At 64.9% G+C, this 14120-nt stretch carries 28 protein-coding genes and 1 tRNA gene; 6 read left to right on the top strand and 23 right to left on the bottom strand.

Annotated features, from left to right (window positions below; genetic code table 11):
* Positions 1-59: 59 nt before the first annotated feature.
* The 23 genes from N5D91_RS06920 to N5D91_RS06810 form a co-directional block, all read right to left on the bottom strand.
* Positions 60-632 (bottom strand): HK97 family phage prohead protease, encoded by a 573-nt coding sequence (locus N5D91_RS06920; protein ID WP_180853683.1) that lies wholly within the window; start codon positions 630-632, stop codon positions 60-62.
* On the bottom strand, positions 629-2383 hold the full coding sequence (locus N5D91_RS06915; RefSeq protein WP_180853684.1) for a terminase TerL endonuclease subunit: 1755 nt from the start codon (positions 2381-2383) through the stop codon (positions 629-631). The genes N5D91_RS06920 and N5D91_RS06915 overlap by 4 nt, the downstream gene beginning before the upstream one ends.
* Positions 2316-2741: a hypothetical protein gene (locus N5D91_RS06910; RefSeq protein ID WP_180853685.1), complete on the bottom strand. Its 426-nt coding sequence runs from the start codon at positions 2739-2741 to the stop codon at positions 2316-2318. Before N5D91_RS06910 ends, N5D91_RS06915 begins: the two co-directional genes overlap by 68 nt.
* 469 nt (positions 2742-3210) lie before the next feature.
* Entirely contained in the window at positions 3211-3411 is a 201-nt protein-coding gene (locus N5D91_RS06905; RefSeq protein WP_180853687.1) for a hypothetical protein, read from the bottom strand.
* A complete protein-coding gene (locus N5D91_RS06900; RefSeq protein ID WP_180853688.1) occupies positions 3398-3775 on the bottom strand; it encodes a hypothetical protein in 378 nt (125 codons plus the stop codon). Before N5D91_RS06900 ends, N5D91_RS06905 begins: the two co-directional genes overlap by 14 nt.
* Positions 3772-4074 carry a hypothetical protein gene (locus tag N5D91_RS06895; protein ID WP_180853689.1) on the bottom strand — a complete coding sequence of 101 codons (303 nt, stop codon included), beginning with the start codon at positions 4072-4074 and terminating at the stop codon, positions 3772-3774. The genes N5D91_RS06900 and N5D91_RS06895 overlap by 4 nt, the downstream gene beginning before the upstream one ends.
* Entirely contained in the window at positions 4050-4484 is a 435-nt protein-coding gene (locus N5D91_RS06890; RefSeq protein ID WP_180853690.1) for a hypothetical protein, read from the bottom strand. Before N5D91_RS06890 ends, N5D91_RS06895 begins: the two co-directional genes overlap by 25 nt.
* On the bottom strand, positions 4471-4737 hold the full coding sequence (locus N5D91_RS06885) for a hypothetical protein (protein WP_180853691.1): 267 nt from the start codon (positions 4735-4737) through the stop codon (positions 4471-4473). The genes N5D91_RS06890 and N5D91_RS06885 overlap by 14 nt, the downstream gene beginning before the upstream one ends.
* Positions 4738-4742: 5 nt before the next feature.
* Positions 4743-5060 (bottom strand): hypothetical protein, encoded by a 318-nt coding sequence (locus tag N5D91_RS06880; protein WP_180853692.1) that lies wholly within the window; start codon positions 5058-5060, stop codon positions 4743-4745.
* Positions 5057-5548, bottom strand: coding sequence for a glycoside hydrolase family 104 protein (locus N5D91_RS06875; protein ID WP_180853693.1), 492 nt, complete (start codon positions 5546-5548; stop codon positions 5057-5059). The genes N5D91_RS06880 and N5D91_RS06875 overlap by 4 nt, the downstream gene beginning before the upstream one ends.
* Positions 5549-5633: 85 nt before the next feature.
* Positions 5634-5711 (bottom strand) — tRNA-Met (locus tag N5D91_RS06870).
* Positions 5712-5811: 100 nt separating this feature from the next.
* A complete protein-coding gene (locus N5D91_RS06865) occupies positions 5812-6411 on the bottom strand; it encodes a hypothetical protein (RefSeq protein WP_180853694.1) in 600 nt (199 codons plus the stop codon).
* Entirely contained in the window at positions 6401-6613 is a 213-nt protein-coding gene (locus N5D91_RS06860; protein ID WP_180853695.1) for a hypothetical protein, read from the bottom strand. The genes N5D91_RS06865 and N5D91_RS06860 overlap by 11 nt, the downstream gene beginning before the upstream one ends.
* Positions 6610-7140 (bottom strand): hypothetical protein, encoded by a 531-nt coding sequence (locus tag N5D91_RS06855; protein WP_180853696.1) that lies wholly within the window; start codon positions 7138-7140, stop codon positions 6610-6612. Before N5D91_RS06855 ends, N5D91_RS06860 begins: the two co-directional genes overlap by 4 nt.
* On the bottom strand, positions 7125-7520 hold the full coding sequence (locus N5D91_RS06850) for a Ref family recombination enhancement nuclease (protein ID WP_180853697.1): 396 nt from the start codon (positions 7518-7520) through the stop codon (positions 7125-7127). Before N5D91_RS06850 ends, N5D91_RS06855 begins: the two co-directional genes overlap by 16 nt.
* Positions 7517-7747: a hypothetical protein gene (locus N5D91_RS06845; protein ID WP_180853698.1), complete on the bottom strand. Its 231-nt coding sequence runs from the start codon at positions 7745-7747 to the stop codon at positions 7517-7519. The genes N5D91_RS06850 and N5D91_RS06845 overlap by 4 nt, the downstream gene beginning before the upstream one ends.
* Positions 7744-8040, bottom strand: a complete 297-nt coding sequence (locus N5D91_RS06840; RefSeq protein ID WP_180853699.1) for a hypothetical protein — start codon at positions 8038-8040, stop codon at positions 7744-7746. Before N5D91_RS06840 ends, N5D91_RS06845 begins: the two co-directional genes overlap by 4 nt.
* Positions 8040-8660, bottom strand: a complete 621-nt coding sequence (locus N5D91_RS06835) for a hypothetical protein (protein ID WP_180853700.1) — start codon at positions 8658-8660, stop codon at positions 8040-8042. The genes N5D91_RS06840 and N5D91_RS06835 overlap by 1 nt, the downstream gene beginning before the upstream one ends.
* On the bottom strand, positions 8657-9967 hold the full coding sequence (locus tag N5D91_RS06830; RefSeq protein WP_180853701.1) for a DnaB-like helicase C-terminal domain-containing protein: 1311 nt from the start codon (positions 9965-9967) through the stop codon (positions 8657-8659). Before N5D91_RS06830 ends, N5D91_RS06835 begins: the two co-directional genes overlap by 4 nt.
* The gene (locus tag N5D91_RS06825) at positions 9964-10809 is read right to left on the bottom strand and encodes a hypothetical protein (protein ID WP_180853702.1); all 846 of its coding nucleotides are present in this window, start codon (positions 10807-10809) and stop codon (positions 9964-9966) included. The genes N5D91_RS06830 and N5D91_RS06825 overlap by 4 nt, the downstream gene beginning before the upstream one ends.
* Positions 10802-10993, bottom strand: coding sequence for a hypothetical protein (locus tag N5D91_RS06820; protein WP_180853703.1), 192 nt, complete (start codon positions 10991-10993; stop codon positions 10802-10804). The genes N5D91_RS06825 and N5D91_RS06820 overlap by 8 nt, the downstream gene beginning before the upstream one ends.
* Entirely contained in the window at positions 10990-11439 is a 450-nt protein-coding gene (locus N5D91_RS06815; protein WP_180853704.1) for a phage regulatory CII family protein, read from the bottom strand. The genes N5D91_RS06820 and N5D91_RS06815 overlap by 4 nt, the downstream gene beginning before the upstream one ends.
* A gap of 258 nt (positions 11440-11697) precedes the next feature.
* Positions 11698-11904, bottom strand: coding sequence for a helix-turn-helix transcriptional regulator (locus N5D91_RS06810; RefSeq protein WP_180853705.1), 207 nt, complete (start codon positions 11902-11904; stop codon positions 11698-11700).
* 92 nt (positions 11905-11996) lie between these two features.
* Here N5D91_RS06810 and N5D91_RS06805 point away from each other — a divergent pair, with 92 nt between their 5' ends.
* The 6 genes from N5D91_RS06805 to N5D91_RS06780 all read left to right on the top strand — a co-directional run bounded on the left by N5D91_RS06805 (position 11997) and on the right by N5D91_RS06780 (position 14068).
* Positions 11997-12440 carry a helix-turn-helix transcriptional regulator gene (locus tag N5D91_RS06805; protein ID WP_180853706.1) on the top strand — a complete coding sequence of 148 codons (444 nt, stop codon included), beginning with the start codon at positions 11997-11999 and terminating at the stop codon, positions 12438-12440.
* The gene (locus N5D91_RS06800) at positions 12437-12754 is read left to right on the top strand and encodes a hypothetical protein (protein WP_180853707.1); all 318 of its coding nucleotides are present in this window, start codon (positions 12437-12439) and stop codon (positions 12752-12754) included. Before N5D91_RS06805 ends, N5D91_RS06800 begins: the two co-directional genes overlap by 4 nt.
* A gap of 38 nt (positions 12755-12792) precedes the next feature.
* A complete protein-coding gene (locus N5D91_RS06795) occupies positions 12793-13050 on the top strand; it encodes a hypothetical protein (protein WP_180853708.1) in 258 nt (85 codons plus the stop codon).
* 141 nt (positions 13051-13191) lie between these two features.
* Positions 13192-13662 (top strand): hypothetical protein, encoded by a 471-nt coding sequence (locus tag N5D91_RS06790; RefSeq protein WP_180853709.1) that lies wholly within the window; start codon positions 13192-13194, stop codon positions 13660-13662.
* Positions 13659-13865, top strand: a complete 207-nt coding sequence (locus tag N5D91_RS06785; RefSeq protein WP_180853710.1) for a hypothetical protein — start codon at positions 13659-13661, stop codon at positions 13863-13865. Before N5D91_RS06790 ends, N5D91_RS06785 begins: the two co-directional genes overlap by 4 nt.
* Positions 13862-14068 (top strand): hypothetical protein, encoded by a 207-nt coding sequence (locus N5D91_RS06780; protein ID WP_180853711.1) that lies wholly within the window; start codon positions 13862-13864, stop codon positions 14066-14068. The genes N5D91_RS06785 and N5D91_RS06780 overlap by 4 nt, the downstream gene beginning before the upstream one ends.
* Positions 14069-14120 lie beyond the last annotated feature (52 nt).

Raw genomic sequence — 14120 nt, 5'->3', positions numbered from 1 at the left:
CAGTGCCTGCAGATGATGGGAAGCGGGTTCCACCCCGCAGGGCCGTCAGGCCCGGTGCTTCAGTGCAGCAACTTCACCGCGCCGCCAGCCGGTCGTTCTACCTTGGCCGCTTGGCGCTGGATGAGGGGGACGCCGTAGTTCGCCGAGCGGCGGCCGCCGGCTGTGTCCATAGCCTTGATCGTCTGAATGGTCGCCGCGGCGTTGGCCGGGATAGTGACCAGGGAAAGCTCGTAGATCTCGGTCTCGGTGAACCGGATACCGCCGCCTTCCATGTAGCTGTACTCCAGCGCGCGGAAGCCGATCGACACGCCGCGCACCAGCTTCTCCTTCACCGACTGCCAAGCCAGGTCGCACAGATCCTTCAGCGCGCCGGGCGTTGCGATCTTTGCCACGCTGGCCGTGAACGGGATGCCCTTGGCCGTTGGCTTGCCGAACTTCACGATGCCCACCGGGCTGTCGTGGCGGTGCTGCCACAGCAGTGGCAGCTCGGCGGCGAACTTGGCGCCCAGCGGTTCGACGACGTCGCCATAGCGGTCGGGTTCCGGCGTGGTCGCCCAGCCGGTGATGATCTGCTGGTCGTCGTCGTAGGACTTGACCTCCAACACGCTGTAGGCGCGATTCTCGGTGTTCATTCAGTTCCACCCAGGGTCATGAGGACGAGTTTCTTGTTGCTCTTCTCTTCGGCCACCGGAATGCTGATGCCAATGGCCATCAGCAGCGCGGTGATGTCGTCGATCTTGTCGGCGGACCGGCGCTTGTCCGGCGCCATGTTCAAGTTCACGTCTTTGCGAGCGACCAGGTTGGCCGCGCACCAGGCAAGCACAGGGTCACCGTCGTGCACCAGCCGCTTTCCGATATAGGCGCGCTCCAGCTCCACCATCGCTGGGTGGTAGGACTTCGTGCCCTGGATGAACTCAACCAGCGGAACCTCTGCCGCTACCAAGCGGCTGACCATCTCGGTCGCATTCCAGCGATCGAACGCGAGCGATTGCAGGTTGAACCGCTCGTGTACGCCCAGAACCGCCTGCTCAATCACCGCGTAGTCAGTGACCTCGCCCTCGGTCTGCTCCAGCAACCCGGCCGCGACCCAGCCCGCATACGGGACCGTTCCGCGCTCGGTGCGCTGCGCCACTGCCGACTCAGGCACCCAGCGGCGGCCCCAAGTGATGATCTTGTCGTCCAAGCGCCAGACCAACCGCAGCGATGCAAGGTCGCGCGTGCTGGCCAGGTCAAGCCCACCCCAGCATGGAACGTCCTTCAGCGCCTCCAGATCGACTACGCCATGGCAGGCGTTCCACTTTGGCAGCAGGATGAAGCCGTTGGCCGCTGCAGCAGGCCGGTTCAGCCGCTTGATCTGAAACTCAGCGAGCTTCGAAGGCATTGCCTTCGCCTCGATTGATTCCTTTCTGATTGCCGCGAGAAGGTGGGGGTTTACGTCCATCAACGGGTTGGCCTTGTGCCAGGCCTTCTCGTCGAAGTCTCCGTCGTCCTTGTCCACTGCGAAGAAGATAGCCAGGAAGTGGTCGGCGGCTTCGCCGAACACCCCCTCCAGAAGCTGTGTAGCGAACTGCCGAATCTCTGACCATGGACCAGGATTCGCGTACCCCTCTGTGGTCGTGAACAACCACAGAGGATTCCGGCGCGCACCGGCCGCCGACTGCAACACGTTCAGCAGATCGGGGGTCTTGTGCGCATGGATCTCGTCGAGACCAACGTGGGACGGGTTCAGACCGTCCTGAGTCGATGCCTTGGCGTTGATCGGCTTGAACGTCGCGCCGGTCTCGACCCGGCCGATCGCGTTGGCCCAGCACTCCAGCCCGTACGCCTCCCGCAGATCGGCCTTCTTCTCGGCCATTCGCTTGGCCACGTTGAAGATGATGCGCGCCTGGCTGCCAGTGGTAGCCGCGGAGATGACCTGCGCACCCTCTTCCTCTTCACAGCATTCGCAGTAGAGCAGGATGGCGGCCGACAGCGTCGACTTCGCGTTCTTGCGCGCGACCGCGAACAGTGCGGACGTGAAGCGGCGGGTTCCATCGGGCTTGCGGAACCCGAACAGCTGAACCACGAACCAGACGTGCGACGGGTGAAGCCGGATCTCCGGCGTCTCCCACTTACCTTCCACGTGGGGCAGCAGTTCGATCCAGCTGCAGGCGTGATTGGCGTGATCGCGCGAGAAGGAGAACGGCGCACCCTTCTTCTTTGCGCGCTTCAGATCGTCCAGGAACCGTTTCGCCGCCAGCTTGATCAGCCGGCCGAACCTCCCTCCCCTATCTGCCGCAGCCGCCTTCGCATACCCGATCGCGACATCGACGTAGTCATTTTCCGGCGGCGCGGGGCTTTCCGAGCGCGGCGAACGCGTTGCCCGGCTTTTCCGTGTCGCCATTCGGTTTCACCTTTCCCTGCGCCACTGGCGTCAGGCCGAAGTCGTTCATCAGTCCACGCAGCTGGGCAACCATCGATGCAACCGGCGCCTCGCCGGCGGCGTACAGCTGGACGGTCTTTCCATGAAGAGCGCAGAGCTGGCCGAGCGCCGACAGGCCGGCCTCGGTCAGGAGCTTGTTTGCGTGGAGGATTGGGGCTAAGCGCTCCCATTCCTTACGTGCGTGTGCGTTGGGCATCCAGTCCGGTGCCGGTGGCACATCGGACACCAGGGGTAGCTCGGCGACGGGGGGCGCTTCGCGGTCAGGCCGGTCGGTGCCGGCCACCACCTTCAGCGCTGTCGGCTTGCGGGGGCGGGACATAGACGGGCCTCAAAAACTGAATTTTCTGAATTGACGGTGCAAAAAAACGGCTGAGCGGCCGGTGTCCGAGGGGAACGCTTCGAACTTTTTCCCCTCCCCCCGGGGTATGCGATGCGAATCGCTCGCATTCATCGCTTCGAGAGGTATGGATGAGAACGATTCGCGCCTCGTGCTGCCTCTGCCTTGGTCTTCGTGCCATGGCATTCGCAGCAGATCGCCTGCAGGTTGTCCAACGCATCCGTGCCGCCTTCTGCCTGCGGCACAACGTGGTCGACCTCTTCTGCCTGGCGGATGCGACCAGCAGCGCGACACAGCTGGCACAGGTACATGTCACGCGCCATCACAGCATCGCGCTTGCGACGCCATGGCCGACCTCCGCGTCCTTTGCCATAGTTCTCAGGCGCGGACTGAGCCACATGCACCGGCGCCAGTTGCGGCATTGGGCGGTGGCGGTTCGGAAACCCAGGCATCAGCCGAGACTCTGCGACTGGTCGCGCTCGCCTGGCACCAGCTCACCGTCCAGGCTGCGGGCTGGCTCTTCCTGCTCTTCCTCGCCCTCAGCTGCCAGCGCTGACAGCAGGGCATCGACCTTCTCTTCGAGCAGAGCTGTTGCTCGGCTCTGTTCTTCCTGCCGCAGTTCAATGCGGCGCAAGCGCTCAGACAGGCTCACTAGTCGGCCCCTCATTCGGCCCCATGCCTTGGATCTTGAGGCTGCCGTCGTTCATCAGTTTCCATGACGCCTCGGGGCAGCGGCCATAGAGAACACCACCTGGTCGTTGCTCACGATCCGCCCACTGGCCGATGGCCTTGTCGATCTTCTCGGCCAGCGCCATGCCCAAGGACACTTGGGCATCTGCGCATTCGAATGGATGAGCGACCGGCTGACCCTGTGCATGGGTGTTCACCACCGCAAAGCGCTCTGCCGTCAGGGTCACGCGGTTGGGAAGCTCCTGACCGATCGATGCTTCCGCTGCCGTGGGCTTCAGCAGCCAGTTGCGCAACCACACACGCGGGTTGAATCGGTCAAGGATCACGGCTTCACCTGCTTCTGTTCGTTGGCCGGAGCCAGCTTCTCGATGGCGCCCAGCTGGCTGTTGCACTGCTCCAGGCTCAGCACGTTGGCGTTGTAGGCCGACACCACGCTCTCGATGGTTCGGGCGACTGCGCGCTTCACCGGGCAGCGGGCGGTCAGCGGCGCCGGCACGGCCACGGTGCGCTCGACGGTGACGTACACGGTCTGCGGGATCTCCGGCTTCTGGGCCTTGCTGCAGCTGCCGAACCCGCACAGCGGCAGGGCCGCGGCCAGGATCACAGCAACGGAATGGCGTCGCATAGGTTCTGCTCCAACTGCTGCCGGCATCCCGGCTGGGTCTTGGCCGCCTGCAGGGCCTGCTCGGCCTGGGTGGCGCGACGCTGGCTCTGGGCTGCTGCCGCTTCGGCCTGACGGGCGGCCTCCTTGGCTGCCTGCTGCTGCCGGGCGGCTTCATCAATGGCCAACTGGGTCTGCCGGTTCACCTGCTGCAGCAGCTGGCCACAGGCGTTCGCCGCACGCTGGTTCTCGTCGGAGCTGGCCTTGGCCAGGTCGCGCTGCTTCTCGGCGGCGGCGATCAGGGCCTGGTCTTTCTTGCTTCGATAGTCCGACCCGAGCCGGGCACCTATCAGCAGGACGGCGCCCACCGCGGCAACCCACAGCCCCACGCGGATCAGGCCCACATAGGGCCGCAGCGGGTCAGGGATCAGCATCGCCGTTGCTCAGCTTGGGCTGCACGAAGATGCGGGACACCGCAGCCAGGAACGAGGTGACGCCGGTCGATGCCAGGGCGCTGTAGGCCACGGTCTGCTTGAACCCGTCGTGCACCACAGGCAGCCAGTCCGCCGGCAGCAGCATATAGGCGCCGATGATGCCAAGCGCGGTGGCACTGATGATGCCGGCCAGCAGCGACAGGCGGACCGACCAGAACCGCCAGAAGTGGTGCCGGTCGCTGGTGAGTTTCACGTTCTTCACTTCAGCCCCCTGAGCTGCTTCAGCTCGCGGATGTCCTGCTTGTTCTGCTCGACCTGCACGGCCTGCTTGGCCAGCTCGAGCTTCACGGCCGGCACGTCGGCCAGCTGGGTGTTGAACGCCTGAAGCTGCTGCTGCATGGTCGCCATCTGTTGGTTGGTGACCTGCTGCTGGGTAAGAACCGCCTGCATGGAGCTGACCAGCCACACGCCACCAGCCGCCACCAGGCTTGTGAACGCGGTGAAGATCACCTTGGCGAAGGGCCCGAACGATATCCGGGTGCTGCCGTCTTGGCTCGGCTGGACTTCCATGGTCATGCGGCCTCACCCACGGCGCCGCCGGCCTTCCGGTAGATCTGTCGCAGCTTCTCCAGGCTCTGCTCATGCTGGCCGTAACCAGCACCTGGCAGGCTCGCCCATTCCTTGGAGCACAGCGCCACGGCGCGGTCGAACTGGCCACCCTTGACCGCATCCAGCGCGCGGCGGCCGCGGATCAGCTCGATGCACGCCTTGTCCTGGCTCAGGGGGCCGAAATCGGGCAGCTTCAGCCGTGCCTGCAGGGTGGCCCAGGTCCGTTTCAGGAACTGGTACCGGCCGGCTGCGGTGGAGCTGAGCGTGGAGTTCAGCCGCACCAGCTTCTCCGGATGCTTGCCGAGGTCGGTAAACAGGCCACCGCCCACCAAGACGTCGTAGCCGTTCCTCTTCGTGAGCTGCCGGCCGTTGTCGGTGCCTTCGGACCAGGCCAGCATGTCCAAGAACGCCACGACGTTCTGGCCGCCAGCCTCCTTGGGGGTGATCTGTGCCATGGGTCAATCTCCGGCGAAAGGGCGCCCGTCACCGCAGCCCGGCAGGCTCGCGATGGTTGGTCCGGTGTGGGCTGACGGGCATAGGTGGTTGCGGGGCCCGGATTCGAACCGGGGGCTTCCGGGTTATGAGCCCGGCGGCTTAGACCACTGGCCCACGCCCGCAGGAAAAGCAGTCCCGGAAACGCAGAAGCCCCGACACGGGGCCGGGGCTTCAGGGACAATTCTTGACAGTTGCAGAATTCAACCATTTGGTGCCGTCACTGTCAAGCGGCAATCGCCCACCTCATTCCCCGGAGCAGGTCCAGCGCTCTGGCCAGTTCGTGTCGGTACTGCCGAACAGACAGGGCGGGCGGCTCGTCGTCCGGGGCCTCAATAGGCTCGATCCCCAACCTACGGGCCATTTCCTTCTCGAACTGCTCGCAAGCCATACGGGCCTTGATGCCCCTGCTCACCGCGCTGGTGTACTCGACCCGCAGGATGATCGCCCTCAGCGGGCTCTGCCTGTGCATGGCCGCAACTGCTCTGTCGATCCACCGCAGCTCATCGGGGATTCCCAGGTCGACGGCTATCTCCGGGTTGTCGTGAGGGTGATCGGCATCGTTTGTCGAGCGAACGGGATCAACAGCCCAAGCCGGGAGCATGCCCATGCCAGGCACCCCGCTCCGCTCGGCCATGAAGCTGCGGCGCTCTGAGCCGTCCCGGCCCACAAGATCACGCATCGCGTTTTCAGTGGTGCCGGGCGCTAGGTCCCGCGCCTTGTCCAGGACGTGATAGCTCCGGTCGGCACGGCTTAGCGCGAAGCGGTTCACGTGGGCATTGCCCCAGAGTCGCAGCTCAGCGATCAGTTCATCTTCATTTCGCATCGCGCATCCCCTTCAGCACGTTCTCGTCAAATCGGAACACCGGCAGCAGGCCGTCGGTGTCGCAGCCGCCCTGCCGATCCGGCCGGCGCTGGCAGTGCGCCGGGCTGCTGCCGCGCTCGCGCATGGTGCAAACCGCGCACACGCCATGCCGGCGCAGGTAGGCGTTGTATCGCTTTCGCGTGCGCGCCTCGGCCGTGGTCATGCGCCGCCCCTGAGTTGACTGTCGCCATACAGGCCGATCAGCAGCGCATCAGCGCGGCCGTTGTCCTTCTTCCTCGTCAGCTGGTCTGCGGCGGATGGGAACCGTTGGATCGCCAGCAGACGAGCCGCGTCCTTTCCCTGGTTGGTCAGTCCGAACCAGCGCTTCCAGCTCGCTGGCTCGGCTCGCAGGTACGGGACGCCCAGCAACTCGAACACCGCCTTGGCTTTGCCGTAGTGGTCGCCGAAGTTGAACGACGACTGCGGTCCCGCCTTCCGCTCTTCCTTTCCGTCAGGACCGCGCTTCGGGGGCATGGCACGAACCCGCTCGATGACGCCAGACACGGCCGCACCTGGGTTCATATCGCGCGAGGCACGGATAAACAGCGCAATCGCCCGGGCGTCCACTTCCTGGCTCTCGCCCACTGTCTGCAACGGCATATCAATCACCGGGCCAGGCGCACCGTCCACCAGCGCCGCGATGGCGCCGGTCAGGCCTGGGTCGATGCTGATAATCAAGCGGCTCGCCATTGGCGGCTCTCCTTCATGTGCTTCTCGATCAGGGTGTTCTGCAGATCCAGCAGGTAGTCGTCGCTGCCGATCTCCTGGCGGAACTTGCGCGGCTGCCGGGCGTAGGACGGTCCGAACAGTTCCTCGCATCGGGCAGCGGACATCCCGCCGAACGGCTCGCCGCGATGCGACCATGGGTTCAGGCCGATGGTGAAATCGTGGCCACGGCGCTTGGCACCATGCTTGCCTCCGACCGTCAGGTGATGCACCTCGGCGGGGATGGGCCTGTCGCCCAAGTCGACGCCCAGGCTATGGGCCACGATGCAGCCGATTTCAGTGATGGCATCCATCCGCTGCTGCTGGGACACGGTCGGCTTGCCGGTAGAGCGGCCGCGCTTCATCGGGCACCCCCACGGACGTCCTGCACCATCTGGTCGATCACGGCCGCAATGCGTGAGGATTGGCCCACTGCCTTCCGTTGCGCCTGCGCAGCCATGATCAGCAGCTGCTCGGCGCTCAGGCCATGCAGAGTGGACGGGTTGCACTTCTGCAGGCATCGCCCCTGCATAAAGCACTCGCCGCTGGCGACCATGCACTGACGATGCGGGATAAAACCGACACGGGTCACGGCGTCACCTCCGGGCGAGCGGCGATCATGGCCGCGTAGATAGCCTCGACTGTGCCGCCTGTATTCCTCGCCTTGATGCCCGCCTGCCACATTCTTAGGCCTTGTTCTAGATCCACCGGAACCAGAACGAAGCCCTCGGGTGGCGTGAGGGCGGCGGCTATGGCGTTGATCGCGGCCTGGTCGTTTCTGTCGAGGTCAGCACCGCAGCCAACGTGATAGGCGTCCTCGTGCAGACCAAGCTTTCGCAGCTCGGTGTCCAGCAACTTCCGCGCCCGCTTCTCGATGGCGTCCATTACGCGACCCTCCTGTTCGAGCCGGCCATGTTCCAGAACTCGGCGCGCACGTCGTCGAGCATCACGTGGGCGTAGTGGCTGCCGATGTACTCGGTCAGGCCGTCGAACAGTTCCTGGAACCGGGCCTGTTCCATCTCGTCGAATGACAGGCTTTCGGCACGCTTGACCGGAATCGTGCGGATCTCCGGAAGCACGCCGGCCAGCACCTTGCGGGCGCCCGCACCCAGCAGCGCCTCGCAGGCGTCCAGCACCGCAGCAATGACCGGCGTGGCGTCCATTTCCACCGTCTCGCAGCACACGCCGGCGTCCAGCTGCAGGCGCTTGATCGCATCGTGCGCGTCCAGCTGCTCCCAGCCTTCGACGTTGTCGACCATCAGATGCCCGATCTTGTGGATCAGCCGGTGCTGCCATTCCTCGCGCGGCTGCTTCAGCTCGCCGCGGATCTCCCGGCCCACGCGGAACTTGCGATCGCGCAGCAGCCGCTGGTCGACCGCATTGGCCGGCACAAGGGCGCCGACCAGCTCGCCCGTGTTCGGGTCGATCAGCTTGGCCACGACCAGGTAGATCGGCCGGCGCGCGCGCTTGGCGCGAATCTTCTTCGCTGCAGCGGTCAGGGTCATGCGACTTCCCCCAGCTCGTCGGCAGCGCTGCGGTTGACGTAGGACGTCGATCCGCCATGCCACGTCACCGGCACCACGCCGATGTTCCCGTGCCGGTTCTTCACCACGTTGATTTCTGCCGCGGTGCGTTCGGCCTGCGGGTTGGACAGGTCGCGCCACAGCATCATGATCTGGTCGGCTTCCTTTTCGATCTCCGAGCTGTCGGCCAGGTGCTTCATCTGCGGCCGCTCTCCGTCGGCCTCGCGGTTCACCTGGGCCAAGGCCACCACCGGAATCCGCAGGTCGCGCGCGAGGTTCTTCAGGCTGCGGGTGATGCTGCCCACCTGCTGGTGCTTCGGTGCGCGCGACATCGATGCAATCTCGATGCGCTGCAGGTAATCGACGTAGAGCGCGCGGATGCCCAGCTGGTGCTTCCACCGGCGGGCCTCGCGCACCACCTCGGTGATGTCCGGCGATGGCCGATCGTGGATGCGCACCGGGAGCGCGCCATACTGCTCGGCGGCGTGCAGCAGCGAGCCGACATCGTCGTGGCGGAACTTGCCAGCACGCAGGCGGCCGACGTTGACGCCGGAGCCAGCCGCCAGCCAGCGCAGGCCGACCTGGTCGGCGGGTTGCTCGCCAGAGATCAGGCCCACCGCCCCACCCTTCGCGCCGGCGGCAGTGGCGCCGAGCAGGAAGCCGGTCTTTCCCATCGCCGGACGGGCACCCACGATGATCAGGTCGCTGTCGTGGAAGCCGCCCAGCGCCTCGTCGAGGTCGAAGATGCCAGTGGAGACGCCGATCAGCTTGCCGCCGTTGCGCTGCGCTTCCATGGCCTGAGCCACAGCAGCATCGAGCGCCGACTGCGAGGTGTGTTCGTAGCTGCGGTCGGCGGTGTGCAGGGTCATCAGCCGCTGGATCGCGGCGTCCACCGCGTCCTCCTGCCGAGCCTGCGCGCCTTCCTGCAGCTCCCGTGCGATCGCCAAGGCCTCACGGTCACGCCACGCGGCCAGCAGGATGGACGCTTGATAGGCCGGCTGGCTGCTGGGGTACAGATCGCGGTCGACGCCGATCAGCATCGCCAGCTCGCTCAGTCGCGGGCTACCCATGCGATCGGCTACGTCGGAGATCGTCACCGCGTCCACCGGCTTTCCGCCTGCGTCCATGCTGCGGATCAGCTCCCACAGCTGGCCGTGCGCCTCGTTGCCGAAGTGACCCGGCTGCAGCGGCATGTCGGCGATGCTGGACGGACGGCACATTGCCGTGTGCAGCACTTGGCGCTCGACCTGGTGGATGGCGGCGCGATGGTTGGCTTCGACGGTCGTCATGCGCTGAGCCTCGGCAGTGCGCCCTTCTGCGGTGCCGCCGCAGCACCCGGCCGCGTCGGCGCTTGGTTCTGCGCGCGGCTCAGCCAGGAATTCACGAACCGCATTGCACCGCTACGGGTTTTCCGGTTCTTCGGGTTGGAGATCGTCCAGGCCTTGATCGCCCGCAGGGTCTGCATCACGTCGATGGCCGGGTACAGCTCGGCGAACTCACGGACCTGGGCCTCGGTGATTTCGAAGTCCTTGCCGTCGTTCAGCAGGAAGCTGACGGCCACTGGCGAAGCAGGCTCCGGTGGAAGCAGGTCAGCAGCCGGAGCCGGCTCGGCCGGCGCAGCGCAAGTGGTTTGGTTTGGGTTCTCTCTGGGTTGGGTTGGGTTGGGTTCTGTTTGGGTAACAGTTGGGGGAACCGTTTCAGAAACCGTTTCTGCAACCGTTTGGAGAACGGTTCGGTAGTCGTTACCCAAGTGCTTGACGTACTTCAGGATTGCGCCGGCAACGCGGGCCTTTGCTTCCCCTTTTGGAAGCGCCTCGAACTCCGCCATGCGCGCTGCCGCCACGTTGCCGTTGGCGACCTTGTTCCAGCGCAGGAATCCGGGCAGAAAAACAACCCCTTCGAAACGGTATGCGAAACCGTTTCGAGACAGTTCGGCAAACCCTTCCGAAACCCTTTCCAGAGACCACCCGAGGTCGGCCATCACGTAGCCGTCGGGGCAGCGGTAGCAACCCAGCCCGTTCGAGTGGGGGCCGGTCATCAGGTAGGCGGCCAGCAGCTTGCCGGCGTCGCTCCACTCCTGTGCGTCCTGGCTCTGCCAGAACGCGCACTGGATCTGTCCGTACTCACGCATGGGACACCCCCATACGCTTCTCCATGGAACGCACCTGCTCGGTAGAACGGGCCAGCACGGCCGCCTTGAACTCGGAATGGAGGCGGGTAGCCTCTTCCCTCTCCCCAGCAACCATCGCCACTCGCATAAGGGCGGCGAGCATCTGGATGCGCTCTTCGCGGGCCTGGTCGAAGTTGGTGGTCATGCCCCTACCCCACGCTGGCCGGTCACGGCCCGCAGGCGTGCCAGCAGGTTGATCATCGCCTCCACCTGCGCAGTGCCGGCGCTGCTGATGGCCTTCATCTCGTTCTCGCTGATCAGTCCGTCTGACAGAGCCTCCTGCAGCGCCTGGGCGAACGCGCCCTGCTTGGCAGCGTTCTCCAGCATGGCGCCCATCACCGACGCCATGCCGTCCGCCTGCATCTTCTGGAGGGTGTAGCCGTGCTCAGCGGCCATCGCGTGGAGGATGCGGTCGTCACCGGTCACGCCCATGATCTCGCTGGCTTCGGCCAGGGTCAGGTGATGCGTGTTGTTGTTCGGGTTGACCTTGTTGCGCAACACTGCGGCGGACATGCCGATGCGGACGGCCAGCGCTTCACTACCACCGGGGTAGTCCTTCACGGTCTTGTGTGCGGCGTCTGTGATGTTCATGGGCGGTCTCGGTGAACGTGGTTTGCGTTACGACGCCGGCGCAAGATGCGCGGCATGGAGAAGCGAGCGAAAAAGGAAGCAAGGCTGCTGTGGGCACCGAATGTGGTCAGGCTGGTGCACATGGCGGGGAGGTCGTACGCGATCAGGAGGGTCAAAGGCCGGGATGTGGTGCGGTGTCTGCGCCAGCCCCGCCGAGCGCCAGGGACGGCGCTGGGGGAAGTGCTGCCCTTCCCGAGCGCGGGGCGTTGACCGCTCATGTCAGCTCGGAATCTGCCTACGTCGCGCCTGTCTGCGGCGAGCCGCGACAGCCAACTCGACCAGTGCACGCCCCACCTCGTAGGTGGGCTGCATCTGGCCGCGTCTAATCTTGTTGATGGTCGACTGCCCGGCACCGACCTTGGCCCCAATGGCCTGTTCGGTCATGCCGGCGTCCCTCAGAAGCTCGATGGCGGCGGATGGGTTCATGCGCCAAGTATGCCTATAGGAATGTTCCGGTCAAGCAAATTCAATGCCTATAGGCATTCGACCTGACGAACGGTAGACGCGAACCTTCCCGCATGGACTTTCTCATCAAGAATCTGCGTCACCTGACCACGTCTCAGGCACAGGGCAGCCAGGGCCGCGCCAGTACAGCCGCTGGCGTCGGGCAGCCGGCAATTAGCAAGATCATCAACGGCACAACCAAGATGCCTGGCTACGCCACAGTTGCAGGGCTGGCACGTCATTTCGGCGTTTCCATGGACGATCTGGTCTGGCGTGACCTGGAAGCAGACGGCCCCAGCCGACCGTCTCAGGCTGTGGGATTGGAGCCTGCGAAGCTGGCCTCCCTGATCGAAACGGTTGAGGCGGCAGCAGAGCAAAGCGGACGGACAATTCCTGCCCGCCTAAAGGCTCGGATGGTAGCCACCCTCTATGCCCACGATCCGGAACTGGCCGCGAGCACGCCACAGACCGTGCAAGCGCTTCTGGCGGGAATAATGATGACGGTGGAGGAAACATGAATCCGTTGCTTCGTGACGAGCTTGCAGCGTTGATCGCCGATGAGATGCGGCGGCCCGAAGAGAGGCGCAAAGAGTCAGCCACGAGGCGGGATGCGATGCTCCGCAGGATCATCGACCTCCAGACCCTATATCAGCTCGGGTGGCTGGTGCGGCAGGAAACCATGCACGTCTATGGTGTCTTGGAGTGCTTACCTGATGAGGAGCTGGAAGGTCTTATCGCGACCCTCCTGCGAGCGGAACAGGCGGTACACGACGGGGTCCCGTTCGTGGAGGTTGGGCTGATCAGGGGCGCCACCTGCACCTGGGTGGCATGATGGGCTTAGGCCGGCCAGTCGCCGGCCATGGAGGAAGCATGGATTCGATTCTTGGACCGGGGAACCTGATTCTCCAGGTGCTGTTCTTGATCATGGCCATTGTCTGGCTCTTCGTGCCTTTCGCTGTTCTTGCCATCCGGCGGCTACTAGCTCAGCTGGTTCAAAAGCAGGACGAGACGAACGCCCTCCTTCGGGCACTTGTTGCACCTGCCTCTGGCCAAGCCGCAACGAGCCCGGAAGCTGATCGGGATCGTCCCACTATCGGCAACATCCTGAAGCAAGTCCGCGACCGCTAAGCCACGCTGTTTCCGATGAACCGGCACCTACCGTTCGTCGGCTGCTGCAAAATTTTATTCCTATAGGCATTGACCAGCCAATTCCTATAGGCATACTAGGCTCCGACCCGCCAGCACCCCGCTGGAACGTCGGAGGCCCAGATGTTCGAGAACCTGCCAAGGAACACCACGCGGTCCGGCTACCTGGGCCTGCGGTCGCACCTGCGCTGCCAGGACAATTGCCGCGAGGAACGGGGCCTGCCGCTGCACCCGGCCAATGACTTCATCGCCTGCCCGGACTGTGACGGCACCGGCGAACACGTCCGCAACGACAGCGCCAGTGGCGATCCGCAATGCGAGTACGGCGTGGCCTGCGGCCGCTGCGGCGGCGAGGGCGAGATTGCCGACGGCCTGATCGACCCGCTGCTGCTGGTGGCGAAGTACCGCAAGGGCCGCTTCGGCTGGGCCATGAGCGAGCGCCGCGCGGCCGACCGCCGGCACAACTACGACCTGTACCGCACGCGTGCCATGCGCCCCTGCAGCGGCCTGCTGGAGGCCGACATGCTGGCCCGGGCGCAGATGTGCGCCAACGACACCGACCGCGCCTTGAAGGCCATGCAGGTGGCGGCATGAGCGACGACTTCAATCCTTTCTCGTTCTCAGTCTTCAGCTACCTCCTGTCAGGAGCGCCGGAGCCCATGACCAACGCTGGCCGCTACTTGCGCCAGCTGGATACAGGCGACCAGAAGTTCGCGCGAAACGACGAAGCGGTAAGCGATGAAATCGCCGCTGCTTTGCGCCGCATCCAGATCACCACCGCAAAGGACCAGCCATGAGCGCCCCTGTCGATGTGCTGGAGGATTTGCGCGCCGAGATTCGACGCGGCGGCCGGACGGTGACCGCATTCCGCCTTGGGTCCCTCGTCGGGCGGAATGGCATTGACGTCGCCTGCCCCTACAAGACCGACCGCAGCGTGAAGCTGTATCGCGAGGGAGTGGAATTCGGCCAACTGCAGCGTACGAAGGAGCGTGCCGCATGACCGCCGCCCACCGCTACGCGCTGCGCCATCTGGCGTTCTACGCCTTCTTCTT

It is taken from the genome of Stenotrophomonas sp. GD03794 (genome assembly GCF_029842145.1).
GTDB lineage: Bacteria > Pseudomonadota > Gammaproteobacteria > Xanthomonadales > Xanthomonadaceae > Stenotrophomonas > Stenotrophomonas riyadhensis.
The sequence above is the reverse complement of the archived record's forward strand: the minus strand, read 5'-3'. Positions and strand labels throughout refer to the sequence as shown.

What these genes read in the sequence shown, in the direction of transcription:
- N5D91_RS06890 (WP_180853690.1), bottom strand. Translation starts at nt 4,484, where the DNA reads ATGCTGATCCCTGACCCGCTGCGGCCCTATGTGGGCCTGATCCGCGTG.
- N5D91_RS06825 (WP_180853702.1), bottom strand. Translation starts at nt 10,809, where the DNA reads ATGCGTGAGTACGGACAGATCCAGTGCGCGTTCTGGCAGAGCCAGGAC.
- N5D91_RS06810 (WP_180853705.1), bottom strand. Translation starts at nt 11,904, where the DNA reads ATGAACCCATCCGCCGCCATCGAGCTTCTGAGGGACGCCGGCATGACC.
- N5D91_RS06875 (WP_180853693.1), bottom strand. Translation starts at nt 5,548, where the DNA reads ATGGCACAGATCACCCCCAAGGAGGCTGGCGGCCAGAACGTCGTGGCG.
- N5D91_RS06830 (WP_180853701.1), bottom strand. Translation starts at nt 9,967, where the DNA reads ATGACGACCGTCGAAGCCAACCATCGCGCCGCCATCCACCAGGTCGAG.
- N5D91_RS06795 (WP_180853708.1), top strand. Translation starts at nt 12,793, where the DNA reads ATGGATTCGATTCTTGGACCGGGGAACCTGATTCTCCAGGTGCTGTTC.
- N5D91_RS06910 (WP_180853685.1), bottom strand. Translation starts at nt 2,741, where the DNA reads ATGTCCCGCCCCCGCAAGCCGACAGCGCTGAAGGTGGTGGCCGGCACC.
- N5D91_RS06820 (WP_180853703.1), bottom strand. Translation starts at nt 10,993, where the DNA reads ATGACCACCAACTTCGACCAGGCCCGCGAAGAGCGCATCCAGATGCTC.
- N5D91_RS06895 (WP_180853689.1), bottom strand. Translation starts at nt 4,074, where the DNA reads ATGCGACGCCATTCCGTTGCTGTGATCCTGGCCGCGGCCCTGCCGCTG.
- N5D91_RS06860 (WP_180853695.1), bottom strand. Translation starts at nt 6,613, where the DNA reads ATGACCACGGCCGAGGCGCGCACGCGAAAGCGATACAACGCCTACCTG.
- N5D91_RS06840 (WP_180853699.1), bottom strand. Translation starts at nt 8,040, where the DNA reads ATGGACGCCATCGAGAAGCGGGCGCGGAAGTTGCTGGACACCGAGCTG.
- N5D91_RS06855 (WP_180853696.1), bottom strand. Translation starts at nt 7,140, where the DNA reads ATGGCGAGCCGCTTGATTATCAGCATCGACCCAGGCCTGACCGGCGCC.
- N5D91_RS06850 (WP_180853697.1), bottom strand. Translation starts at nt 7,520, where the DNA reads ATGAAGCGCGGCCGCTCTACCGGCAAGCCGACCGTGTCCCAGCAGCAG.
- N5D91_RS06800 (WP_180853707.1), top strand. Translation starts at nt 12,437, where the DNA reads ATGAATCCGTTGCTTCGTGACGAGCTTGCAGCGTTGATCGCCGATGAG.
- N5D91_RS06915 (WP_180853684.1), bottom strand. Translation starts at nt 2,383, where the DNA reads ATGGCGACACGGAAAAGCCGGGCAACGCGTTCGCCGCGCTCGGAAAGC.
- N5D91_RS06880 (WP_180853692.1), bottom strand. Translation starts at nt 5,060, where the DNA reads ATGACCATGGAAGTCCAGCCGAGCCAAGACGGCAGCACCCGGATATCG.
- N5D91_RS06815 (WP_180853704.1), bottom strand. Translation starts at nt 11,439, where the DNA reads ATGAACATCACAGACGCCGCACACAAGACCGTGAAGGACTACCCCGGT.
- N5D91_RS06790 (WP_180853709.1), top strand. Translation starts at nt 13,192, where the DNA reads ATGTTCGAGAACCTGCCAAGGAACACCACGCGGTCCGGCTACCTGGGC.
- N5D91_RS06785 (WP_180853710.1), top strand. Translation starts at nt 13,659, where the DNA reads ATGAGCGACGACTTCAATCCTTTCTCGTTCTCAGTCTTCAGCTACCTC.
- N5D91_RS06920 (WP_180853683.1), bottom strand. Translation starts at nt 632, where the DNA reads ATGAACACCGAGAATCGCGCCTACAGCGTGTTGGAGGTCAAGTCCTAC.
- N5D91_RS06805 (WP_180853706.1), top strand. Translation starts at nt 11,997, where the DNA reads ATGGACTTTCTCATCAAGAATCTGCGTCACCTGACCACGTCTCAGGCA.
- N5D91_RS06865 (WP_180853694.1), bottom strand. Translation starts at nt 6,411, where the DNA reads ATGCGAAATGAAGATGAACTGATCGCTGAGCTGCGACTCTGGGGCAAT.
- N5D91_RS06835 (WP_180853700.1), bottom strand. Translation starts at nt 8,660, where the DNA reads ATGACCCTGACCGCTGCAGCGAAGAAGATTCGCGCCAAGCGCGCGCGC.
- N5D91_RS06780 (WP_180853711.1), top strand. Translation starts at nt 13,862, where the DNA reads ATGAGCGCCCCTGTCGATGTGCTGGAGGATTTGCGCGCCGAGATTCGA.